General features: G+C 56.7%; 23 protein-coding genes and 2 pseudogenes. 10 read left to right on the forward strand and 15 right to left on the reverse strand.

Annotated elements, in window-relative coordinates; translation table 11 throughout:
- Positions 1–3: 3 nt before the first annotated feature.
- The 4 genes from tusC to fkpA all read right to left on the reverse strand — a co-directional run bounded on the left by tusC (position 4) and on the right by fkpA (position 2,456).
- Complete coding sequence (gene tusC, locus WM95_RS23690) at positions 4–363, reverse strand: sulfurtransferase complex subunit TusC (protein WP_063408131.1); 360 nt, start codon at positions 361–363, stop codon at positions 4–6.
- The gene (gene tusD / locus WM95_RS23695) at positions 363–749 is read right to left on the reverse strand and encodes a sulfurtransferase complex subunit TusD (protein WP_023309459.1); all 387 of its coding nucleotides are present in this window, start codon (positions 747–749) and stop codon (positions 363–365) included. The genes tusC and tusD overlap by 1 nt, the downstream gene beginning before the upstream one ends.
- Entirely contained in the window at positions 749–1,471 is a 723-nt protein-coding gene (locus tag WM95_RS23700; protein ID WP_003861697.1) for a helix-turn-helix transcriptional regulator, read from the reverse strand. The genes tusD and WM95_RS23700 overlap by 1 nt, the downstream gene beginning before the upstream one ends.
- A gap of 166 nt (positions 1,472–1,637) precedes the next feature.
- A complete protein-coding gene (gene fkpA, locus WM95_RS23705) occupies positions 1,638–2,456 on the reverse strand; it encodes an FKBP-type peptidyl-prolyl cis-trans isomerase (protein WP_063408130.1) in 819 nt (272 codons plus the stop codon).
- Between the two features lie 238 nt (positions 2,457–2,694).
- On the opposite strand from fkpA, the gene WM95_RS23710 reads away from it, so the two are divergent.
- Entirely contained in the window at positions 2,695–2,913 is a 219-nt protein-coding gene (locus WM95_RS23710; RefSeq protein ID WP_023309461.1) for a protein SlyX, read from the forward strand.
- Between the two features lie 197 nt (positions 2,914–3,110).
- Here the strand turns inward: WM95_RS23710 and slyD are convergent, their stop codons facing one another.
- From slyD to kefG, 4 genes are all read right to left on the reverse strand, one after another.
- A complete protein-coding gene (slyD, locus tag WM95_RS23715; protein ID WP_014833521.1) occupies positions 3,111–3,701 on the reverse strand; it encodes a peptidylprolyl isomerase in 591 nt (196 codons plus the stop codon).
- Between the two features lie 94 nt (positions 3,702–3,795).
- Positions 3,796–3,996 carry a YheV family putative zinc ribbon protein gene (locus WM95_RS23720; RefSeq protein ID WP_033146793.1) on the reverse strand — a complete coding sequence of 67 codons (201 nt, stop codon included), beginning with the start codon at positions 3,994–3,996 and terminating at the stop codon, positions 3,796–3,798.
- A gap of 13 nt (positions 3,997–4,009) precedes the next feature.
- The gene (kefB, locus tag WM95_RS23725; protein ID WP_047646847.1) at positions 4,010–5,815 is read right to left on the reverse strand and encodes a glutathione-regulated potassium-efflux system protein KefB; all 1,806 of its coding nucleotides are present in this window, start codon (positions 5,813–5,815) and stop codon (positions 4,010–4,012) included.
- Positions 5,815–6,366 carry a glutathione-regulated potassium-efflux system ancillary protein KefG gene (gene kefG / locus WM95_RS23730; protein ID WP_014885493.1) on the reverse strand — a complete coding sequence of 184 codons (552 nt, stop codon included), beginning with the start codon at positions 6,364–6,366 and terminating at the stop codon, positions 5,815–5,817. The genes kefB and kefG overlap by 1 nt, the downstream gene beginning before the upstream one ends.
- Positions 6,367–6,504: 138 nt before the next feature.
- On the opposite strand from kefG, the gene WM95_RS23740 reads away from it, so the two are divergent.
- The 4 genes from WM95_RS23740 to WM95_RS23755 all read left to right on the forward strand — a co-directional run bounded on the left by WM95_RS23740 (position 6,505) and on the right by WM95_RS23755 (position 10,659).
- Positions 6,505–8,409, forward strand: a complete 1,905-nt coding sequence (locus tag WM95_RS23740) for an ABC transporter ATP-binding protein (RefSeq protein ID WP_063409740.1) — start codon at positions 6,505–6,507, stop codon at positions 8,407–8,409.
- A gap of 112 nt (positions 8,410–8,521) precedes the next feature.
- Positions 8,522–9,544, forward strand: coding sequence for a hydrolase (locus WM95_RS23745; RefSeq protein WP_039263094.1), 1,023 nt, complete (start codon positions 8,522–8,524; stop codon positions 9,542–9,544).
- Complete coding sequence (locus WM95_RS23750; protein ID WP_047652866.1) at positions 9,541–9,759, forward strand: YheU family protein; 219 nt, start codon at positions 9,541–9,543, stop codon at positions 9,757–9,759. The genes WM95_RS23745 and WM95_RS23750 overlap by 4 nt, the downstream gene beginning before the upstream one ends.
- A gap of 30 nt (positions 9,760–9,789) precedes the next feature.
- On the forward strand, positions 9,790–10,659 hold the full coding sequence (locus WM95_RS23755; RefSeq protein WP_023309465.1) for a phosphoribulokinase: 870 nt from the start codon (positions 9,790–9,792) through the stop codon (positions 10,657–10,659).
- A 66-nt stretch (positions 10,660–10,725) separates the two neighbouring features.
- Here WM95_RS23755 and WM95_RS23760 read toward each other — a convergent pair whose 3' ends face one another.
- Positions 10,726–11,130 (reverse strand): OsmC family protein, encoded by a 405-nt coding sequence (locus WM95_RS23760; protein ID WP_023309466.1) that lies wholly within the window; start codon positions 11,128–11,130, stop codon positions 10,726–10,728.
- 311 nt (positions 11,131–11,441) lie between these two features.
- Between WM95_RS23760 and crp the strand changes: the two genes are divergently transcribed.
- Both crp and WM95_RS23770 read left to right on the forward strand, forming a co-directional pair.
- Positions 11,442–12,074, forward strand: a complete 633-nt coding sequence (gene crp / locus WM95_RS23765; protein ID WP_000242758.1) for a cAMP-activated global transcriptional regulator CRP — start codon at positions 11,442–11,444, stop codon at positions 12,072–12,074.
- Between the two features lie 57 nt (positions 12,075–12,131).
- On the forward strand, positions 12,132–14,219 hold the full coding sequence (locus WM95_RS23770) for a YccS/YhfK family putative transporter (protein WP_088544986.1): 2,088 nt from the start codon (positions 12,132–12,134) through the stop codon (positions 14,217–14,219).
- Here WM95_RS23770 and argD read toward each other — a convergent pair.
- The 5 genes and pseudogenes from argD to ppiA all read right to left on the reverse strand — a co-directional run bounded on the left by argD (position 14,216) and on the right by ppiA (position 17,381).
- Positions 14,216–15,436 (reverse strand): bifunctional acetylornithine/succinyldiaminopimelate transaminase, encoded by a 1,221-nt coding sequence (gene argD / locus WM95_RS23775; protein WP_176600586.1) that lies wholly within the window; start codon positions 15,434–15,436, stop codon positions 14,216–14,218. The genes WM95_RS23770 and argD overlap by 4 nt on opposite strands.
- An 87-nt stretch (positions 15,437–15,523) precedes the next feature.
- On the reverse strand, positions 15,524–16,087 hold the full coding sequence (pabA, locus tag WM95_RS23780; RefSeq protein ID WP_063409737.1) for an aminodeoxychorismate synthase component 2: 564 nt from the start codon (positions 16,085–16,087) through the stop codon (positions 15,524–15,526).
- 30 nt (positions 16,088–16,117) lie between these two features.
- Positions 16,118–16,585: pseudogene (locus tag WM95_RS23785) on the reverse strand (putative adenosine monophosphate-protein transferase Fic); the annotation flags it as partial.
- Between the two features lie 45 nt (positions 16,586–16,630).
- Positions 16,631–16,702 (reverse strand): annotated as a pseudogene (locus WM95_RS27790) (YhfG family protein); the annotation flags it as partial.
- Between the two features lie 106 nt (positions 16,703–16,808).
- On the reverse strand, positions 16,809–17,381 hold the full coding sequence (gene ppiA, locus WM95_RS23790; protein ID WP_023309471.1) for a peptidylprolyl isomerase A: 573 nt from the start codon (positions 17,379–17,381) through the stop codon (positions 16,809–16,811).
- A 279-nt stretch (positions 17,382–17,660) separates the two neighbouring features.
- On the opposite strand from ppiA, the gene tsgA reads away from it, so the two are divergent.
- On the forward strand, positions 17,661–18,845 hold the full coding sequence (tsgA, locus tag WM95_RS23795; RefSeq protein ID WP_045357612.1) for an MFS transporter TsgA: 1,185 nt from the start codon (positions 17,661–17,663) through the stop codon (positions 18,843–18,845).
- A gap of 3 nt (positions 18,846–18,848) precedes the next feature.
- On the opposite strand, the gene WM95_RS23800 is transcribed toward tsgA, so the two are convergent.
- Positions 18,849–20,165 carry a cytosine deaminase gene (locus WM95_RS23800; RefSeq protein WP_063409736.1) on the reverse strand — a complete coding sequence of 439 codons (1,317 nt, stop codon included), beginning with the start codon at positions 20,163–20,165 and terminating at the stop codon, positions 18,849–18,851.
- Positions 20,166–20,404: 239 nt separating this feature from the next.
- On the opposite strand from WM95_RS23800, the gene nirB reads away from it, so the two are divergent.
- Together nirB and nirD are read left to right on the forward strand one after the other, a co-directional pair.
- Complete coding sequence (nirB, locus tag WM95_RS23805; protein ID WP_063409735.1) at positions 20,405–22,948, forward strand: nitrite reductase large subunit NirB; 2,544 nt, start codon at positions 20,405–20,407, stop codon at positions 22,946–22,948.
- Complete coding sequence (gene nirD, locus WM95_RS23810; RefSeq protein WP_063409734.1) at positions 22,945–23,271, forward strand: nitrite reductase small subunit NirD; 327 nt, start codon at positions 22,945–22,947, stop codon at positions 23,269–23,271. Before nirB ends, nirD begins: the two co-directional genes overlap by 4 nt.
- Positions 23,272–23,290: the final 19 nt, after the last annotated feature.

Genomic DNA, 23,290 nt, shown 5'->3' on the forward strand with positions numbered 1-23,290 from the left:
GCCTCAGAAAGTCAGAACGGTGTCGTAGTGGGAAAGGTGTTCGCGCAATGCAGCAGAAGACATGACTGTCACATCCAGCACGAAAGGCGTTGCCTCGTTTAAACCGCGCGCGGCCAGGGAGTCGGCACAGACATAGAAGGTTTCGATATCGTAAAGCGGTAACACTTTGAACGTTGCGATGTAATCACGCGCCAGAATGGCCTGAGGCTGTTGCCCCGCCAGAAGCTGAAATACGCCGTCGCCCAAAAAGAAGACACCGATATCTTCGGTCAATGCTGAGGTCGCGAGCAGCGCATCCAGCCCTTCTCTGCCTGACGCATTGCCGTGCGGTGCGGAGGCAAAAACAAACGCGACACGCTTCATCAGAATTGCACCACTCTGTCGCAGGTCAATGCCGCCTGTGCCAGTGCACCCAGGCCACTCAACGAAAAGCCGGGCTGCAGGTTAGAACCCGATAAACCAAGACGCGCGGCTTCGGTTGCATCGGTCACGCCGCGGCGCAGTGCCGCCGCCACGCAGATGTGCAGTTCTACGCCCTGCTTTTCGTTTAATGCCTGCCAGGAACGCACCAGATCGAACTCGTCGCTCGCCGGTGACGTAAACTGATTCGCGTTATACACCCCTTCCCGATAGAAGAAGACGCTCGCCAGCTCGTGTCCGGCCGCCAGTAGCGCATGCGCAAACTGCAGCGCGCTGCTGGCCTGCTGAGTGCCGTACGCCGGGCCTGTCACCATTAACGCAAAACGCATTACTTGTCTTGTCCCAGGAAATCGCCGCTTTTGAACTGGCGAATGTAGAGGTAGACCGTGTGCTTGGAGATGTTCAGACGATCGGCCACCTGGTTGATGGCGTCTTTAATATCAAAAATCCCTTTTTCATAAAGATTGAGCACGATCTGACGATTCTTGGCGTTGTTCGAGACGTTGCGATCGGCATTCACCTCTTCAATCGTAAACTCAAGCGTCTGCGTCACCAGATCTTCAACAGAGGAGGCAAAGTTAACAGAAGAGCCAACATCCGGCGTTTCTGGTGGAATAAAGGTGCTCATGATTTGCGAGAATGGCACATCAAGGTTCATGTTGATGCACAGCAGCCCAATAACACGATGCTCGCGGTTTCGAATCGCGATGGTTTCTGATTTCATCAGCACGCCGCTTTTGGCGCGGGTGAAATAGCATTTGGAGACGCTGCTGTCCGCGCCGGTCATGTCATGCAGCATACGCAATGCAAGGTCGGTAATTGGCGAACCAATTTTACGGCCAGTATGCTCACCATTCGCAATGCGGATGGCGGAACACTTCAGATCTTGCAGGGAGTGCAATACGATTTCGCAGTGGGAGCCAATGAGCATCGCTAACCCGTCCACTACCGCTTCGTAGGATTTCAGAATATCGAAGTCGGTCTGATCGAAAGGACGTTGATCCAGCAAATCAAGTTCACTGGTTTCGTTGGTTAAAAGCGACCTGGACATGAAAAAAACACTCCTTTTCAGGAGCCTGTCGTTAGGTTTTCAGGGCAGGCTCATTATCTACACGGACAACTAAATTAATACAGCGTGCGTAGCGCTTTCCAGTGTTAATTATATCTGCCCCACAATAAAAAAACCGCCGCCTGAAAGGCGGCGGTTTTTTTCAACATTACTTCTTAGCAGCAGCTGCTTTATCGTCAGCCGGTGCGTCTGCTTTCGCATCCGCTTTCGGTGCCGGTTTGATATCCAGCAGCTCTACGTCAAAGACCAGCGTAGAATTAGCAGGGATACCCGGAACGCCGGTTTTGCCATAGGCCAGATCCGGTGGGATAACCAACTTGATCTTGCCGCCTTTCTTGATGTTTTTCAGGCCTTCAGTCCAGCCCGGGATCACACCATCCAGACGGAAGGAGAGCGGCTCACCGCGGGTGTAAGAGTTATCGAACTCTTTACCGTCGATCAGCGTACCTTTGTAGTTCACAACAACGGTGTCGCTGTCTTTAGGCGCATCGCCGGTGCCTTCTTTCTCAACTTTGTACACCAGGCCAGTAGAAGAGGTTTTCACACCCTTCTCTTTGGCAAAAGTATCGCGGTAGGCTTTGCCTTTCGCTTCGTTGTCTTTAGCGTCCGCGTCCATCTTGGTCTGCGCGGCACCCTTCACGCGCGCTTCGAACGCCTGCAGAGTCTGTTCAATTTCCTGGTCAGACAGCTTGCTCTTATCTGCAAATGCGTCCTGAACGCCCGCGATCAGCTGAGCTTTATCCAGTTTGATGCCCAGTTTCTCTTGTTCTTTCAGAGAGTTTTCCATGTAGCGACCCAGAGATGCGCCCAGTGCATAGGCGGATTTCTGGTCGTCATTTTTGAACGCCGCTTTGCTGTCTGCAGTGGCAGCAGGCTTCGCAGCAGTATCAGCAGCGAATGACAGCGGCGCGTTCAGCGCAACAGCCATCGTCGTCGCCAGCAGCGTTACTTTAAACAGTGATTTCATCCATATCTCCAGGGCCTGGGGACTCTCACCCCAGCGTTAAACGTAAATGAGTTACGTACTATAAAACGTTGCGGAAGAAATCTACAGACAGACACTTCCAATTCTCGCCACTTTTCAGACTATTTTTGTTTAAATAAGTTTCCTGCCAAAGGGATGCAGACTGTACTTAAGGATAAACTCAGTTAAACTGCGCCGCCGCAGGGCCATTATGGCGAATCTGAAACAAACGAGGTGAATGATGAAGGATACAGCAATAGAAGCGAGAATGGCTGAGCTGGAAAGCCGCCTGGCTTTTCAGGACATCACCATCGAAGAGCTAAACCAGACCGTGACCGCACATGAGCTCGAAATGGCAAAACTGCGGGATCATATGCGCCTGCTGACGGAAAAGCTGAAGGCTACACAGCCGTCAAACATTGCCTCTCAGTCAGAAGAGACGCCACCTCCTCATTATTGAGGCGTAAAAAAAGCGGGATAATCCCGCTTTTTTTGTGCCCGGTGGCGCGAAGCTTACCGGGCCTACATACCAAATACCCTATGGATTTCGAGTCGCAGGAAGGCGGCAAGCTTGAAAATCCCCGGGAGCATAGATAACTATGTGACAGGGGTTTGAAAGCGCAGCCAACGCACCTGCGGCTTGAAAGACGACGGGTATTAGTGGCAGCCGCAGCCGCCGTTACCGCAACCACCTTTACCGTGGTCGTGACCATGGTCGTGATCGTGGCCGTGACCACCGCAGCAGCCGTCGTGGCCGTGATCGTGGTCATGGTCGTGACCGTGTGCACCGTGAACGTGGCCATGAGCCAGCTCTTCTTCGGTCGCTTCACGGATCGCAACAACTTCTACGTTGAACTTCAGGTTCTGGCCAGCCAGCATGTGGTTACCGTCAACCACGACGTGGTCATCTTCCACTTCGGTGATTTCAACAGGAACCGGACCCTGGTCAGTTTCAGCCAGGAAGCGCATGCCAACCTGCAGTTCGTCAACGCCCATGAACACGTCTTTAGGAACGCGCTGAACCAGATTGTCGTCATACTGACCGTAAGCGTCGTTCGCGCCTACAGCAACGTCAAATTTGTCGCCAACTTCATGACCTTCCAGCGCGTTTTCCAGGCCAGAAATCAGGGAACCGTGACCATGCAGGTAGTCAAGCGGCGCACTCACCGGAGACTCATCAACCAACACACCGTCTTCTGTACGTACCTGATAGGCCAGGCTGACCACCAGGTCTTTTGCTACTTTCATGATATCTCCTGAGCGTGGGAAAATTGCTGGCGCAGATTGTAGCGGAAATCTGCACCCGTGTACCCTTTAGCTTAAAAAAACTCAGGGCATATCGCTAGTCCGGATGAAAAATCCCGATAACTTGCTCTTCTTTGCGAACGTGATCGCGGGCCTCTTTATCGGCCTCACGCATCTGGTGACCGCACTTAACACACTCAACAACATCAACATTATTTTCCCGCCACATCGCCAGGGTATCTTGCGCCTGGCAGGTCGGGCATTTTGCACCCGCGATAAAGCGTTTACGTACAGCCATCTTTCTTTACCCTTTATTCAAATTCATCCCAGCCATCAAGCTGGCGCCGTTCCTGTTGCATCTCTCGCTGGAAGATCTCCTCCAGCTCGCGACGCGCTTCCCGCACGCGGGAGATCTGCGCCGTATCGGTATGTACAGGCATCAGCTCGCGCAACATCCGCATATCCAGCCGGCGGAAGTGCATCTGGGCGCGCTGCGCCTGATGCGGATGCATGCCGAGCGAGATCAGCGCCTTACGGCCCAGCTCCAGCGCACTGGAGAACGTCTCACGGGAGAAGTGTTTCACACCCGCCTGCAACAATTCGTGAGCTTCAACACGTCCCCGCGCACGCGCCAGAATATGCAGATGCGGGAAATGCTGCTGGCACAGATCCACCAGCTTCATCGTGTCTTCCGGATCGTTACAGGTAATCACGATGGACTCTGCCGCTTCGGCCCCCGCCGAGCGCAGCAGCTCGAGCTGGGTCGCATCGCCGTAGTAAACCTTATAGCCATATTTGCGCATCAGGTTGACCGCGCTGATATCCCGCTCCAGTACCGTAATGCGCATTTTGTTCGCCATCAGCAAACGCCCGATAACCTGTCCGAAACGGCCAAAGCCCACCACAATCACCTGCGGCTTGTCGTCTTCCACCCACGGCGCTTCGTCTTCATCGTCTGCCGGGTTCAGGCGACGCGACAGCAGTTTATCCACCAGCTTCATCAGCAGCGGCGTGGTCATCATAGACAGCGTGACCGTCACCAGCAAAAGCGCCATCTGATCGTCTTTAAACAGCTTCTGGGAGGATGCGGTGGAGAACAGCACAAACGCGAACTCGCCTCCCTGGCTCAACACGCTGGCAAACTGCATGCGTTCCGAACTGCGCAGCCCGTAGATACGTGACATCACGTACAGCACCAGCATCTTCACCGCCACCAGGATGGCGACGCTCACGACCACCCACAGCAGATGGGTATAGAGCACACCGAGGTTAAGCGCCATCCCCACCGAAATAAAGAACAGGCCTAATAGCAGCCCTTTGAAGGGATCGATGGCAATTTCCAGCTCGTGACGATACTCGCTCTCCGCCAGCAGCACCCCGGCGATAAAGGTCCCGAGCGCCATCGACAGCCCCAGCGCGTCCATAAACAACGCCGATCCCAGCACCAGCAGCAGCGTCGCGGCGGTAAACACCTCGCGAACGCCCGACGCGGCAATAAAGCGGAACACGGGACGTAACAGGAAACGACCGCCAATCAGCATGCCCGCGAAGGCCAGCACCTTCATGGCGATTTTAGCCCAGTCGAAGTGATCGTCCCCGGACCCCGCCAGCAGCGGCACCAGCGCCAGCGCCGGGATGACCGCCAAATCCTGGAACAGCAGCACCGAAAAGCCCAGCTGACCGGCTTCGTTGCGATTCATCCCCTTATCGCGCATCAGCTGCAGCGCCATCGCCGTCGACGACATCGCAAGGCCTATCCCGCCAATCACCGCCGCCTGCCATGAAAAGTTGGTCAGCATTAACAGGCCACCCAGGATCGCGGCGCTGAACAACACCTGCGCGGCGCCCACGCCAAAGATAGAGCGTCTAAGCTGCCACAATTTCGAAGGATTCAGCTCCAGGCCGATGATGAACATCAGGAACACCACGCCCAGCTCGGAGAAATGGAGAATCTCATCGACATCGCTGATGAATCCCAGCCCCCAGGGGCCAATCGCGATCCCCGCCAGCAGATACCCCAGCACCGCGCCGATACCAATACGGGCTGCAAGCGGCACCGCAACGACGGCCGCAAATAAAAACAGCACCCCGGCGAGGAGTAAATTCGATCCTTCCATTAACGACCTCCTGCCGGAATGGGTGACGCCAGCCATTCACCATAGGCTCTGGCGTGGCTTGCCAGCTCTTTCGGATCCTGACGCCGCGCCCAGTAGACAATAATCGGGCTCATCCAGTGCATACGGCACATGGCCGCCGTCAGCTCGAATGGCCGCAGGATGTCGCTCATCGGATAACGGTTCAGCCCGTCGTGACGGTAAGCGCTTTCGGGTTCACCGGTCGTAATCACACTACGCCAGTACTTTCCCGCCAGCTGGTTGCCCCCCACCCCGCTGGAGAAGCCCCGGCTCAGCACGCGGTCCAGCCACTCTTTCAGCAGCGCCGGACAGCTATAGGTATAAAGCGGATGCTGGAACACAATCACGTCATGCTGACGCAGCAGTTCCTGCTCGTAAGGGATATCAATAAAGAAATCAGGATAGTGCGCGTAGAGATCGTGCACCGTTACGTTACTAAGCTGTGTGGCCGGCTTAAGCAGCACCCGGTTTGCCACCGAGTCCTGAGATTCCGGATGGGCATACAGCAGCAGCACTTTTGCTGTCTGAGACATCATTCCCCTCCCGGTCTTGTTTCTGTTTTTGTGTATCGTCGCTGTTTTGGGCTACCATGGCGGCCCGGTGCGGAAAATGGCCCACACCTTACATTATCATAATGACAAATTAACATAGTCGGAACATACGGCGCTTCTATGATTGTTTTCTCCTCGTTACAAATTCGTCGCGGCGTGCGCGTCCTGCTGGATAACGCCACTGCTACCATCAACCCGGGCCAAAAAGTGGGTCTGGTCGGTAAAAACGGCTGCGGTAAATCCACCCTGCTGGCGCTGCTGAAAAACGAGATTAGCGCGGATGGCGGTAACTTCACCTTCCCGGGAAACTGGCAGCTCGCCTGGGTAAACCAGGAGACGCCGGCGCTGAGCGAACCGGCACTCGACTATGTTATCGACGGCGACCGTGAATACCGCAAGCTCGAAGCGGAACTTCATGCTGCTAACGAGCGCAACGACGGCCACGCCATCGCCACCGTTCACGGCAAGCTGGACGCCATCGACGCGTGGACCATTCGCTCCCGCGCCTCCAGCCTGCTGCACGGCCTGGGCTTCAGCAACGAACAGCTGGAACGCCCGGTCAGCGACTTCTCCGGCGGCTGGCGTATGCGTCTTAACCTGGCGCAGGCGCTGATCTGCCGCTCTGACCTGCTGTTGCTTGACGAACCGACCAACCACCTCGATCTCGATGCGGTTATTTGGCTGGAGAAGTGGCTCAAGAGCTATCAGGGCACTCTGATTCTGATCTCCCACGACCGCGACTTCCTTGACCCGGTAGTGGATAAAATCATTCATATCGAACAGCAAACGATGTTCGAGTACACCGGCAACTACAGCTCCTTCGAGCGCCAGCGCGCGACGCGTCTCGCCCAGCAGCAGTCCATGTACGAAAGCCAGCAGCAGCGCGTGGCGCACCTGCAGAGCTTTGTGGATCGCTTTAAGGCCAAAGCCTCAAAAGCCAAGCAGGCCCAGAGCCGCATCAAGATGCTGGAACGCATGGAGATGATTGCCCCGGCGCACGTGGATAACCCGTTCCACTTCAGCTTCCGCGAGCCGGAAAGCCTGCCTAACCCGCTGCTGAAGATGGAGAAAGTCAGCGCGGGCTATGCCGACCGCATTATTCTCGATTCCATCAAGCTCAACCTGGTGCCGGGTTCACGCATTGGCCTGCTGGGGCGTAACGGCGCCGGTAAATCGACGCTGATCAAACTGCTGGCGGGCGAGCTTAACCCGGTCAGCGGCGAAATCGGCCTCGCGAAGGGCATCAAGCTGGGTTACTTCGCCCAGCATCAGCTGGAATTTTTACGCGCGGATGAATCACCGATTCAGCACCTCGCGCGTCTGGCGCCGCAGGAGATGGAGCAGAAGCTGCGCGACTATCTCGGCGGCTTTGGCTTCCAGGGCGATAAGGTGACTGAAAACACCGAGCGCTTCTCCGGCGGCGAAAAGGCCCGCCTGGTGCTGGCGCTGATCGTCTGGCAGCGCCCGAACCTGCTGCTGCTCGATGAACCGACCAACCACCTGGATCTCGACATGCGCCAGGCGCTGACCGAAGCGCTGATTGAGTTCGAAGGCGCGCTGGTGGTGGTTTCGCACGACCGTCACCTGATCCGCTCCACCACGGACGATCTGTATTTAGTGCACGGCGGCAAAGTTGAACCGTTCGACGGCGATCTGGAAGACTACCAGCAGTGGCTGACGGACGTGCAGAAGCAGGAAAACCAGCCGGAAGAGTCAGCGAAAGACAACGCCAACAGCGCGCAGGCGCGTAAAGACCAGAAGCGTCGTGAAGCGGAGCTTCGCACCCAGACGCAGCCGCTGCGTAAAGAGATTACCCGTCTCGAAAAAGAGATGGAAAAACTCAACGCCACGCTGGCTATCGTTGAAGAGAAGCTCGGCGATAGCGGCCTGTATGACCAGAGCCGCAAGGCTGAGCTGACCGACTGCCTGCAAACCCAGGCGAAGACCAAATCCAGTCTCGAAGAGTGCGAGATGGCGTGGCTCGACGCGCAGGAACAGCTGGAAGCGATGCTGCAGGCTGACTGACCTGTTTACCCCGTTTGAAGAACAGAATCCGTACCGGGTTCGGAAATCCAGCTTAAACGGGGTACAATTCGGAAAGTATCGTAAATTTCCGACAAGAATCAGCATCGCGCTTATGACCCAAATCATTCCATCAGACTTCGACATTGCGGCCGAAGACAGCACTGAGTTCGTGCCTATGCGCGGCGTGGCCAATCCCCATTTGCAGACCATGCTGCCGCGACTGATCCGCCGCAAGGTTCAGTTCACCCCGCACTGGCAACGGCTTGACCTGCCAGACGGTGACTTTCTGGATCTCGCCTGGAGCGAAGCGCCTGAACAGGCTCGCCATAAGCCGCGTCTGGTGGTTTTCCACGGTCTGGAAGGCAGCCTGCACAGCCCGTATGCGCATGGGCTAATTGAGGCGGCAAAAGCGCGCGGCTGGCTCGGCGTGGTGATGCATTTTCGCGGCTGCAGCGGCGAACCGAATCGTCAGAAACGCATTTATCACTCGGGTGAAACCGAAGACGGGACGTGGTTTTTACACTGGCTGCGGGAAAATTATGGCACCGTGCCAACGGCCGCCGTGGGCTACTCGCTGGGCGGCAACATGCTGGCCTGTCTGCTGGCCAAAGAGGGTGAAAGCGTCCCGCTGGATGCCGCCGTCATTGTCTCCGCGCCGTTTATGCTCGAGCAGTGCAGCTACCACATGGATAAGGGCTTTTCCCGCGTCTATCAGCGCTACCTGCTCAACCTTTTGAAGGCCAACGCGGCGCGTAAGCTGAAGGCCTACCCGGATACCCTGCCGGTCAGCCTGCGCCAGCTGAAAAAGGTGCGCCGCATTCGCGAATTCGACGACCTGATCACCGCGAAAATCCACGGCTTCGCCGATGCGATTGACTATTATCGTCAGTGCAGCGCCATGCCGCTGCTCAGCAAGATCACGCAGCCGACGCTGATTATTCATGCCAAAGATGACCCGTTTATGGATCATCACTCGATCCCCGCTCAGGAATTCCTGCCCGACAACGTTCACTATCAGTTGACCGAGCATGGCGGCCACGTCGGGTTTATCGGCGGCACGCTGCGCCGCCCGAAAATGTGGCTTGAGGCGCGTATTCCTGACTGGCTGACCCCTTATCTGGACGGTGCAAAATGATTATTCCCTGGCAGGATCTGGCGCCCATTACGCTCGATAATCTGATTGAAAGCTTTGTATTACGCGAAGGCACCGATTATGGTGAACAGGAACGCTCGCTTGAGCAAAAGGTCAACGATGTTAAGCGCCAGCTGAAAAGCGGCGACGTGGTGCTGGTGTGGTCAGAACTGCATGAGACGGTCAATATCATGCCCCGCAACGCGTTTCACGGCTGATCTTCCACCCTTTTCAGTCAGGGAGTTGCTATGTCTGCCAGACATCCGGTTATTGCCGTTACGGGGTCGAGTGGTGCAGGAACCACCACCACCAGCCTCGCATTTCGCAAGATTTTCGCCCAGCTGAATCTCCGTGCGGCGGAGGTCGAAGGCGACAGCTTTCACCGCTACACGCGTCCGGAGATGGACATGGCCATTCGTAAGGCGCGCGATTCGGGTAAACACATCAGCTACTTCGGCCCGGAAGCCAATGACTTCGGCCTGCTGGAACAAACCTTTATAGAGTATGGCAAGAGCGGCAAAGGGCAGTCCCGCAAGTATCTGCACACCTATGATGAAGCCGTACCCTGGAATCAGGTGCCGGGAACCTTTACCCCGTGGCAGCCGCTGCCGGAACCCACCGACGTCCTGTTTTACGAAGGATTGCACGGCGGCGTGGTCACCCCTCAACACGACGTGGCGCGCCACGTGGATCTGCTGGTCGGCGTGGTCCCTATCGTTAACCTGGAGTGGATCCAGAAGCTGACGCGTGACATGAGCGAGCGCGGCCATTCGCGAGAGGCTGTGATGGACTCGGTGGTGCGCTCCATGGAGGATTACATCAACTTCCTGACGCCGCAGTTCTCCCGCACCCATATCAACTTCCAGCGCGTGCCGACGGTGGACACCTCCAACCCGTTTGCCGCTAAAAGCATCCCGTCGCTGGATGAGAGCTTTGTGGTGATCCATTTCCGCAATCTCGAAGGCATTGACTATCCCTGGCTGCTGGCGATGCTGCAGGGCTCGTTTATTTCGCACATGAATACGTTAGTCGTGCCGGGCGGGAAAATGGGGCTGGCGATGGAGCTCATCATGACGCCGCTGGTGGAGCGACTGATGGAAGGGAAGCAGATCGCGTGAGCATGTTCCCTCTCCCAGTGGGAGAGGGTTAGGGTGAGGGCATCAACACGCACGATGCCCCATCAATCACGCCTCGATCACTTCATACGAATGGGTGATTTTTACCGCTTTCTCCAGCATTAACGCCACAGAGCAGTACTTCTCCGCAGACAGGTCCACCGCACGTGAGACCGCCGCGTCTTTCAGTTCTTTACCGGTGACCACAAAGTGCAGGTTAATATGGGTGAACAGGCGTGGCGCCTCATCGCGACGCTCTGATGTGAGTTTAACCTCACAATCCGTCACGTCATGACGTCCTTTTTGCAGAATCGACACCACGTCAATGGCGCTGCAACCCCCTGCCGCCATCAGCACCATTTCCATTGGGCTTGGCGCTTTATCGCCGGAGTTACCGTCCATCAAAATCTGGTGTCCTGATGCGGATTCGCCCAGGAACGTTAAACCTTCAACCCACTTCACGCGCGCTTGCATATTCATTAACTCCAACGTTGCATTTTTGGTGACAGATTACGCGTGCGTTACATTTCTCGCAATGGAAGGCGACCTGCATCATGCTGAAGCGAGACACCAGGAGACACGCGGCGAAAGCTATGCTAAAACACTCAGGATGCTACAGTAATACATTGACGTTACACGTGTATGCAGAGGACATCAAACTTTACTGGCTGCGAAACGTTACGGTAGCCGACTTCCCAGGGTATGGGTAAGAATTCGATTGCAACCCCAGAGTCCGGATGCATCTGATGACTCTGGTGACAGCTTATAACAGAGGATAACAGCGCATGGTGCTTGGCAAACCGCAAACAGACCCGACTCTCGAATGGTTCTTGTCTCATTGCCACATTCATAAGTACCCATCGAAGAGCACGCTGATTCACCAGGGTGAAAAAGCGGAAACGTTGTATTACATCGTTAAAGGCTCGGTGGCAGTGCTGATCAAAGATGAAGAAGGGAAAGAGATGATCCTTTCTTATCTGAACCAGGGCGATTTCATCGGTGAACTGGGCCTGTTTGAAGAGGGCCAGGAACGTAGCGCCTGGGTTCGTGCAAAGACAGCATGTGAAGTGGCTGAAATTTCTTACAAGAAGTTCCGTCAGCTGATTCAGGTTAACCCTGACATCCTGATGCGTCTTTCTTCCCAGATGGCGCGCCGTCTGCAGGTCACGTCAGAGAAAGTGGGTAACCTCGCCTTCCTGGACGTTACCGGCCGTATCGCACAAACCCTGTTGAACCTGGCGAAACAGCCAGACGCAATGACCCACCCGGACGGCATGCAAATTAAAATTACCCGTCAGGAAATTGGTCAGATCGTCGGTTGCTCCCGTGAAACAGTGGGCCGTATCCTGAAAATGCTGGAAGATCAAAACCTGATCTCCGCCCACGGTAAAACCATCGTGGTCTACGGAACGCGTTAATTCCGCTCAAACGGCGTGTCACCGCAGGGTGTCACGCCGTTTTTGTCTCTACTCCCCATGTGGCGCAGGCTGATCTATCACCCGGAAGTTAACTACGCACAGCGGCAAACGCTGGTGTTGTGTCTTCCTGTGGCCATAGGCCTGATCCTCGGACATCTTCAGCAAGGCCTGCTGTTTTCCCTCGTGCCCGCCTGCTGCAACATCGCCGGTCTGGACACGCCGCATAAGCGCTTTTTCAAACGCCTGATTATCGGTGGCTGCCTGTTTGCCGGCTGTAGCCTCGCCGTGCAGCTTCTGCTTGCCCGGGATATCCCGCTGCCGCTGATCCTGACCGTGCTGGCGATGACGCTCGGCGTCACGGCGGAAATCAGTTCGCTGCACGCCCGCCTGCTTCCCGCCTCGCTGATTGCGGCTATTTTCACGCTGAGCCTCGCCGGGAACATGCCGGTGTGGGAGCCGCTGCTGATCTACGCCCTGGGGACATTATGGTACGGGCTATTTAACTGGTTTTGGTTCTGGCTGTGGCGCGAACAGCCGCTGCGTGAATCCCTGAGCCTGCTCTATGTGCAGCTTGCGGATTACTGCGAAGCCAAATATACCCTGCTCACCCAGCATACCGACCCGGAAAAATCCTTACCGCCGCTGCTGACGCGCCAGCAGAAGGTGGTGGATCTCATAAGCCAGTGCTATCAGCAGCTGCATATGCTCGCCGCCAACAAGAACCACGAATACAAACGGCTGCTGCGCACCTTCCAGGTCGGGCTGGATCTGCAGGAGCACATCTCCGTAAGCCTTCATCACCCGCAGGAGGTGCAAAAGCTGGTCGAGCGCAGCCACGCCGAAGCGGTGATCCGCTGGAACGCACAAACCGTGTCCGCACGTCTGCGCGTGCTGGCCGATGATATTCTCTACCACCGCTACCCCACGCGCTTTAACATGGAAAAACAGCTGGGCGCGCTGGAGAAAATCGCCCGCCAGCATCCCGATAACCCGGTCGGCCAGTTTGCCGCCTGGCACTTCAGCCGCATCGCCCGCGTGTTGCGCACGCAGCGCCCGCTTTATCCCCGCGACCTGATGGCGGATAAGCAAAAACGGCTTCCGTTATTGCCCGCGCTCAGGAGCTATCTTTCCCTTAAATCGTCCGCCCTGCGCAACGCCGCCAGGATTAGCGTTATGCTCAGTACCGCCAGCCTGATGGGCATGGCGCTGCACCTGCCGAAACCGTACTGGATCTTAATGACCGTGCTGTTTGTCACCCAGAACGGCTACGGCGCCACGCGGGTGCGTATTCTGCACAGGGCTGGCGGAACGATGGCCGGGCTGATCATTGCGGGCGTAACGCTACACTTCCACGTGCCGGAAGGCTATACCCTGGCAGGCATGCTGGCGATCACGCTGGTGAGCTACCTGATTATCCGCAAAAATTACGGCTGGGCGATGGTGGGCTTTACGGTGACGGCGGTATATACCCTGCAGCTGCTCACGCTCAATGGCGAACAGTTTATTATCGCCAGGCTGATTGATACCCTGATCGGCTGCCTGATTGCCTTTGGCGGAATGGTCTGGCTGTGGCCGCAGTGGCAGAGCGGGCTGCTGAGGCAGAACGCCCACGACGCGCTGGAAGCCGACCAGCAGGCTATTCGCCTGATCCTGAGCGACGACCCGCAGCCCTCCCCGCTGGCCTATCAGCGGATGAAGGTCAACCAGGCGCACAACGCCCTGTTTAACTCGCTCAACCAGGCGATGCAGGAGCCGGGCTTTAACTCGCACTATCTGGCAGACATGAAGCTCTGGGTGACGCACAGCCAGTTTATCGTCGAGCACATTAACGCCATGACCACGCTGGCGCGCGAGCACACGATGCTGACGCCGGATCTGGCGCAGCGCTATTTGCAGTCGTGTGAAATTGCGTTGCAGAGGTGTCAGCAGCGTCTGGAGTATGACGCGCCGGGCGAGTCGGGCGACTCAAACATTCTGGAAGCGCCGGAGACGTTAACCCACGGGCCAATGAGCACGCTGGAGCAGCATTTGCAGCGCGTTCTGGGGCATCTGAACACCATGCACACCATTTCGTCGGTGGCATGGCGTCAGCGTCCGCATCACGGCATTTGGTTAACGCGCCGGTTAAAGCGAACCGAGTATTAGCCTTTAACGATCTTCGCGACCGCCGAGGCAAAGCGGGTTAACCCCTCTTCGATGTCTTTGTCTTCTACCACCAGCGACGGCGCAAAGCGCATCACGTCCGGCCCGGCATTGAGCACCATCACTCCTTCGTGCGCGGCGGCGTGCAGGAAGTCGCGCGCGCGACCTTTGTACTGCGGCTTCAGCTCGGCGCCAATCAACAGCCCCATCCCGCGGATTTCGCTGAACACATCGTACTGCTCATCAATCTTTTGCAGGTGTTTTACGAACAGCTCGCGCTTCTCGCTCACGGCGTTCAACACCTCCGGCGTGTTGATAATGTCGAATGCAGCGCCCGCCACGGCGGTCGCCAGCGGGTTACCGCCGTAGGTAGAGCCGTGAGAGCCGACGTGGAACGCGGAGGCGATCTCCTGCGTCGTCAGTACCGCACTCACCGGGAAACCACCGCCGAGCGCTTTGGCGCTGGTCAGGATGTCCGGCGTAACGCCGTAGTGCATATACGCGAACAGATCGCCGGTACGCCCCATCCCGCACTGCACTTCATCAAAGACCAGCAGCGCCTGATGTTCGTCGCACAGCGCGCGCAGCCCTTTCAGGAATTCCGGAGTTGCCGCCGTCACGCCGCCTTCACCCTGGATCGGCTCAACGACTACCGCGCAGGTGTGATCGTCCATGACCGCTTTCACCGCGTGCAGATCGTTAAACGGCACGTGGACAATGTCGGCTGGTTTCGGGCCAAACCCGTCAGAATACTTTGGCTGGCCGCCAACGGAGACGGTAAAGAAGGAGCGTCCGTGGAAGGCATTGTGGAAGGCGATGATTTTGGTTTTGTACGGGCTGTGGCGCGTTGTTGCGTAGTAGCGCGCCAGCTTAAAAGCGGTTTCGTTGGCTTCGGTGCCGGAGTTCATAAACAGCACGCGCTCGGCAAAGGTCGCATCAATGATCTTGCGGCCCAGGCGCAGCGCCGGTTCGTTGGTGAACACGTTGCTGGTGTGCCACAGGGTTTCGCCCTGGGTTTTCAGCGCCTCAACCAGCGCGGGATGGCAATGACCCAGCGCCGTGACCGCAATACCGCCCGCGAAATCCACATACTCTTTCCCCTGCTGATCCCAGACGCGGCTGCCCTTTCCCTTCACCGGGATAAACTCAGCCGGTGCATAAATCGGCAGGATCACTTCATCGAATGTCGCGCGGGTTATTGCTGGTTGTTCAGTTGCCATGTCATGACCATCCATTTTTATGTCACAGTTATTGTGAAAATATAATCACAAAATATGCATAAAAAATCACAGCAAGGCAACAGATATTCAGCGATTGAGGAAATTTGCCAGCAGCGCGTGCCCCTGCTCGCTGAGGATGCTTTCCGGGTGGAACTGCACGCCTTCGAGGTCCCATTCGCGGTGACGAATCCCCATGATCTCCTGCGCATCGCTCCAGGCGGTCACCTCAAAGCAGTCGGGCAGCGTCGGCGGGTCAATCACCAGGGAATGGTAGCGCGTCACGGTTAACGGATTATTGAGCCCCGTGAATACCCCTGTGCCGGCGTGGGTGACCGGAGAGGTTTTACCGTGCATCACTTTCTCGGCGCGCACGATGGTGGCACCAAACGCCTGGGCAATCGCCTGATGGCCCAGACAGACGCCCAGGATCGGCAGCTTGCCGGCATAGTACTGGATAGCATCCAGAGAAATACCCGATTCCGACGGCGTACACGGCCCAGGAGAAATCACGATTTTCTGCGGAGCCAGCGTCCCGATATCGGCCAGTCCAACCTCGTCGTTACGGCGGACAACCACCTCTGCACCCAGTTCACAAAAATACTGGTAAAGGTTCCAGGTGAAGGAATCGTAGTTATCAATCAGCAGAATCATGGCGGCTCCCGAAAAAAATGCCGCCCTATTCTACTCAGATTCCCGCGCTTCGCTCACTACTTTGGCAAAGATAGCGTTTAGCGCGGTTAAATCTCCCGTTGCGCCGCTTCGGTTAGCCGCCACCCACTGGTCGGGATCGATATCGCGCCAGTCCAGCGAGTAGCCCGCGTGGAGCGCCAGCTGCTCGAAGAAAACGCGTTGGGCAATACCGTTGCCGCGCATAAACGGATGCAGCATGTTGATTTCGCAGTAATAGTGGCTAACCCGGTCAACAAACGCCGCTTTCTCAAGACCCACGAGATACTTTTCGCTTTCCAGCGCCGCCATCAGCTCGTTACCCATCTTCTCGATGTATTCGAAATGGCAGAAAGGAATGTCACCCTTAAAAATATCGTCAGTGCGTAACTCGCCTGCCCGCTTCATCTCGCTGCGGTACAAATGACGATGAATAAGGCACAGATGGGGCAACCCGGGCGCGGAAGGCCCAAGCTCCAGCGTCTCAATATGGGGCTCTGAGGGACCATTACCTTTTTCAAGGAGACAACTGGCCTGTAAATTGACGTTACGCTGCTGTTCCCAGAGACGGGATTTTTGCTTGTCGGTGAGCTTTTTCACTTAACGCCTCCCTGAATAGTCCGTTTGCCACAAGTATAAGCAGCAAAACGCGCTTTCGCAGGGAGGGTTACAGAATGCGGGCAGGAGAAGCCCGCGTTCAGAAGAATTACGGCAGAACTTTTGCGGAGAGGATAACCACCGGTTTTGACGGCACATTCTGATAGGGACCGACGTCGTGAGTAGGCACCTGAGAAATCTTGTCGGCCACGTCCATCCCTTTCACGATTTTACCGAAAACGGCATAGCCAAAGTCGCGCTGACCGTGGTCGAGGAAGGCGTTATCCGCCACGTTCAGGAAGAACTGGCTGGTCGCGCTGTCTTTGTCTGCGGTACGCGCCATGGAGATGGTGCCGCGTTTGTTCAGCAGGCCGTTGTCCGCTTCATTTTTGATTGGCGGGTTAGGCTGTTTCTGCTGCATCTGCTCGTTGAAGCCGCCGCCCTGAACCATAAAGCCTGGGATCACGCGGTGGAAGGTGGTGTTGTTATAGAAACCACTGTTCACGTAGTCGAGGAAGTTTTTCACAGAAACCGGAGCTTTCTGGCTATTCAGTTCCAGCTCAATGTTCCCGGCGGAGGTGGTCAGCAGAACGTGAGGGTCCCCTTTGGCTGCCAGCGCAGCAGGGGAAACGGCAGAAAGAGCAAACACAGCTGCGACAGCCGCCAGTGTTGATTTGAGCATGAGAATTCCTTAACAAAGCGCAGTATAAAAAGCGAATGGCTTGATTCTAAAGAGCAGTATGAACGGAGACCAGCCTTTTACCTAATTTTACGAAATTGAAACAGTTGTAACCGCGCAAACGGTTGGCTTTGGCGCCATTTTGTGTGATATAGATCACACAAAAACATGCAATGAAGTTCTAATTTCTCTTAAAAGATATGAATAGATCACTTTAATGTCTAAAATCTGCCCGCTCTCAGCGCCCTCCTGGGCGCTTTTCTTTTTCTGAACAGGCCAGACATGACTAACAGCAATCGCATCAAGCTCACATGGATCAGCTTCTTCTCCTACGCTCTGACCGGCGCGTTGGTGATCGTCACCGGGATGGTGATGGGGAATATCGCAGACTACTTCCAGCTGCCCGTTTCCAGCATGAGTAACACCTTCACCTTCCTCAACGCGGGGATCCTGATCTCTATCTTCCTGAATGCCTGGCTGATGGAAATCGTCCCGCTGAAAACCCAGCTGCGTTTTGGCTTTGTGCTGATGGTCGCCGCCGTGGCGGGCCTGATGCTGAGCCACAGCATCGCCCTGTTCTCCGCCGCCATGTTCGTGCTCGGTCTGGTGAGCGGGATCACCATGTCGATCGGTACGTTCCTCATTACCCACATGTATGAAGGCCGCCAGCGCGGCGCGCGTCTGCTGTTTACCGACTCCTTCTTCAGCATGGCCGGAATGATTTTCCCGATGGTCGCGGCCGTTCTGCTGGCGCGCAGCATCGAGTGGTACTGGGTCTATGCCTGCATCGGCCTGGTCTACGTGGCGATCTTTATTCTGACCTTCGGCTGTGAATTCCCGGTGCTGGGCAAGAAAGCGCAAACCACCGCCGAGCCCGTTGCGAAAGAAAAATGGGGCATCGGCGTGCTGTTCCTCTCCGTTGCCGCCCTGTGCTACATCCTGGGCCAGCTGGGCTTTATCTCCTGGGTACCGGAGTACGCCAAAGGTCTGGGCATGAGCCTGAACGACGCGGGTAAACTGGTGAGCGATTTCTGGATGTCTTACATGTTTGGCATGTGGGCGTTTAGCTTCATCCTGCGCTTCTTCGACCTTCAGCGCATTCTGACCGTGCTGGCCGGGCTGGCGACCGTGCTGATGTACCTGTTCATCAACGGTTCACCGGAGCATATGCCGTGGTTCATTCTGACCCTGGGCTTCTTCTCCAGCGCCATTTATACCTCGATCATCACCCTGGGCTCTCTGCAGACCAAAGTGGCCTCGCCGAAGCTGGTTAACTTCGTCCTGACCTGCGGCACCATCGGCACCATGCTGACCTTCGTAGTCACCGGCCCGATCGTCGCCCACAGCGGCCCGCTGGCGGCGCTGCACACCGCCAACGGTCTGTATGCCGTGGTGTTCATCATGTGCTTCATCCTGGGCTTCGTGACCCGCCACCGCCAGCACAACGCGGCAGCAGCGTCTCACTAACCCCTACGCCCCTTTGCGCTCGGCAGAGGGGCTGTTTCTGGCAAAGCTTACCTCTTCTCCCCCGACGTCCGTCTGGATCCACGTCTGCGCCAGCTGCGTCGTGGCGATCACCCGTCCCTGACGAATCGACCAGCGCACCGGCACCTGGCAGCGCACCGCTTCAAACCCGCTCTCGGCAGGCAGAATAATCAGGTTCGCCGGGTTACCTGTCTTAATGCCGTAATCGCTCAGGCCGAAGGTACGGGCGCTGTTATGGGTGATGAGATTCAGGCCGCTGTCGATTTGCGGATAGCCCATCATCTGACAGACGTGCAGCCCCATATGCAGCACCTGCAGCATGTTGCCGGTGCCGAGCGGGTACCACGGGTCGAAGACGTCGTCATGACCGAAGCAGACGTTAATGCCCGCTTCCTGCAGCTCTTTCACCCGGGTGATGCCGCGGCGCTTCGGATAGTCATCAAAGCGCCCCTGCAGGTGGATATTGACCAGCGGGTTCGCGACGAAGTTAATCCCCGACATCTTCAGCAGACGGAAGAGCCGCGAGGTGTAAGCGCCGTTGTAGGAGTGCATGGCGGTGGTGTGGCTGGCCGTCACGCGCGGGCCGATGCCAGCCTCATACGCCAGCGCGGCCACCGTCTCGACAAACCGCGACTGTTCGTCGTCAATTTCATCGCAGTGGATATCCAGCGGTCGGTCATACTTCTTCGCCAGTTCAAAAGCGATGTGCAGCGACTGCACGCCATATTCCCGGGTAAATTCGAAGTGCGGGATCGCCCCGACCACGTCGGCCCCCAGTTTTAACGCCTCTTCCAGCAGCGCCGCGCCGTTCGGGTAAGAGAGAATACCTTCCTGCGGAAACGCGACGATTTGCAGCGTTACCCACGGCGCCACCTCCTGTTTCACCTCCAGCATCGCCTTCAGGGCGGTGAGCGTCGGGTCAGAGACATCCACATGGGTACGAACAAACTGGATGCCGTTGGCAATTTGCCACTTCAGCGTTTTCCAGGCGCGTGATTTCACATCCTCATGGCTGAGCATCGCCTTGCGCTCCGCCCAGCGTTCAATGCCTTCGAACAGCGTGCCGGACTGGTTCCAGTTCGGCTCCCCTGCCGTCTGGGTGGTATCAAGATGAATATGCGGCTCGATGAACGGCGGGAGAGCAAGCCCACCGCGCGCGTTCAATACTTCATAACTTTCGGCGTGGGTGTCGTCCATCGGGGTGATGTCACCAAATCGCCCGTTCTCGATGGCAAGTTGCCACAGCCCATCCCGACCCGGTAAACGTACATTCTGAACAAGCCATAACGGTGATGTAGACATACCTTTCCCCTAAAAAATGCCGCTGATATTCAGGCGTATCGATTTTGGCAAAACTGCCCCTGATTTGTACACAAATTCAACGAGCGGGAAAAGCCTGCGATTTCCGCTACTTATAAAAATCCTGACAAATCAGTCATATACCACCTAAGGAGTAGGCGAAGACGTATTTGATTTGCATCAATAAGCGCCCCTGCTGAATCGTTAAGGTAGGCAATAATAGAAAAGAAATCGAGGCAATAATGAGCAAAGTCAGACTCGCTATCATCGGAAACGGCATGGTCGGCCACCGCTTTATTGAGGATCTTCTCGATAAGGCCGATGCTGAGCAGTTCGATATTACCGTGTTCTGTGAAGAACCCCGCAAGGCGTACGACCGTGTGCACCTGTCTTCCTACTTCTCCCATCATACCGCCGAAGAGCTCTCTCTGGTGCGCGAAGGTTTCTACGAGAAGCATGGTGTAAAAGTGCTGGTGGGCGAACGCGCTATCACCATCAATCGTCAGGAAAAAGTGATCCACTCCAGCGCCGGGCGTACGGTTTTTTACGACAAGCTGATCATGGCGACGGGCTCCTATCCGTGGATCCCGCCGATCAAAGGCTCGGAAACTCAGGATTGCTTCGTCTATCGTACCATTGAAGACCTCAACGCCATCGAATCCTGCGCCCGTCGCAGCCGTCGCGGCGCGGTGGTCGGCGGCGGTCTGCTGGGTCTGGAAGCGGCAGGCGCGCTGAAAAACCTCGGCGTTGAAACCCACGTCATCGAATTTGCCCCGATGCTGATGGCCGAACAGCTCGACCACATGGGCGGTGACCAGCTGCGTCGTAAAATCGAAAGCATGGGCGTGAAGGTTCACACCAGCAAGAACACCAAAGAGATCGTTCAGGAAGGGACTGAAGCGCGCAAAACCATGCGCTTTGCCGACGGCAGCGAGCTGGAAGTGGACTTCATCGTCTTCTCCACCGGTATTCGTCCGCGCGACAAGCTGGCGACCCAGTGCGGTCTGGCCGTGGCGCAGCGCGGCGGGATCATGATCAACGACACCTGCCAGACCTCCGATCCGGATATCTACGCCATCGGCGAATGCGCCAGCTGGAACAACCGCGTCTACGGTCTGGTGGCACCGGGCTACAAAATGGCGCAGGTCGCCGTGGACCATATCCTCGGCAGCGAAAACGCGTTTACCGGTGCAGACATGAGCGCCAAGCTGAAGCTGCTGGGCGTGGACGTGGGAGGCATTGGCGATGCGCATGGCCGCACGCCCGGCGCTCGCAGCTATGTCTATCTCGACGAAAGCAAAGAAGTCTACAAACGCCTCATCGTTAGCCAGGACAACAAAACTCTGCTCGGTGCGGTGCTGGTGGGCGACACCAGCGACTTCGGCAACCTGCTGCAGCTGGTGCTGAACGCCATCGAGCTGCCGGAAAACCCGGACGCGCTGATCCTCCCGGCGCACGCGTCCAGCGGCAAGCCGTCTATCGGCGTGGATAAACTGCCGGACAGCGCGCAAATTTGCTCCTGCTTCGACGTCACCAAAGGCATGCTGATCTCCGCCATCAACAAAGGCTGCCACACCGTGGCGGCGCTGAAAGCGGAAACCAAAGCCGGTACCGGCTGCGGCGGCTGTATTCCGCTGGTCACTCAGGTGCTGAACGCCGAGCTGGCAAAACAGGGCATCGAAGTGAACAACAACCTGTGCGAGCACTTCGCGTATTCTCGCCAGGAGCTGTACCACCTGATCCGCGTGGAGGGCATTAAGTCCTTTGACGAGCTGCTGGCGAAGCACGGTCAGGGCTACGGCTGCGAAGTGTGTAAACCGACCGTCGGCTCCCTGCTGGCCTCCTGCTGGAACGAGTACGTGCTCAAGCCCGAGCATACGCCGCTGCAGGACACCAACGATAACTTCCTGGCGAACATCCAGAAAGACGGTACCTACTCCGTGATCCCGCGTTCCGCTGGGGGCGAAATCACGCCGGAAGGGCTGGTGGCCGTGGGCCGTATCGCCCGTGAATTTAACCTGTACACTAAAATCACCGGCTCCCAGCGTATCGGCCTGTTTGGCGCGCAGAAAGACGATCTGCCGGAAATCTGGCGTCAGCTGATTGAAGCCGGCTTCGAAACCGGTCACGCGTACGCCAAAGCGCTGCGTATGGCGAAAACCTGCGTGGGGAGCACCTGGTGCCGCTACGGCGTGGGCGACAGCGTGGGCTTTGGCGTGGAGCTGGAAAACCGCTACAAAGGCATCCGCACCCCGCACAAAATGAAGTTTGGCGTCTCCGGCTGTACCCGCGAATGTGCGGAAGCGCAGGGTAAAGACGTGGGTATCATCGCCACCGAGAAAGGCTGGAACCTGTACGTCTGCGGCAACGGCGGGATGAAGCCACGCCACGCGGACCTGCTGGCAGCGGATCTCGATCGCGACACGCTGATTCAGTATCTCGACCGCTTCATGATGTTCTATATCCGCACCGCCGATAAGCTGACCCGTACCGCCTCCTGGCTCGATAACCTGGAAGGCGGTATCGACTACCTGAAATCGGTGATCATCGACGACAAGCTGGGTCTGAACGAACATCTGGAAGCGGAGATGGCGCGCCTGCGCGAGGCGGTGATCTGCGAGTGGACTGAAACCGTCAACACCCCGGCGGCGCAGACGCGCTTCAAACACTTTATCAATAGCACCCAGCGCGACCCGAACGTACAGGTTGTGCCGGAGCGCGAACAGCATCGTCCGGCGACACCGTATGAACGAATTCCGGTCACGCTGGTGGAGGAAAACGCATGAGCCAGTGGATAAACATTTGCGATATTAACGACATCATCCCGTCCACCGGCGTATGCGCGCTGCTGGGCAGCGAGCAGGTTGCGATTTTCCGCCCTCGCCACGATGAACAGGTCTTTGCCATCAGCAATATCGACCCGTTCTTCGAGGCCAGCGTGCTCTCCCGCGGACTGATTGCCGAGCATCAGGGCGAACTGTGGGTCGCCAGCCCGCTGAAAAAGCAGCGTTTCCGCTTAAGCGACGGATACTGCATGGAAGATGAGAGTCATTCAGTGAAGCACTATGATGTCCGCGTGAAGGACGGCAAGGTGCAGCTGAAAGGCTAATCCTCCGCCTTTTCAATAC

It is taken from the genome of Enterobacter cloacae complex sp. ECNIH7 (assembly GCF_002208095.1).
GTDB lineage: Bacteria > Pseudomonadota > Gammaproteobacteria > Enterobacterales > Enterobacteriaceae > Enterobacter > Enterobacter cloacae_M.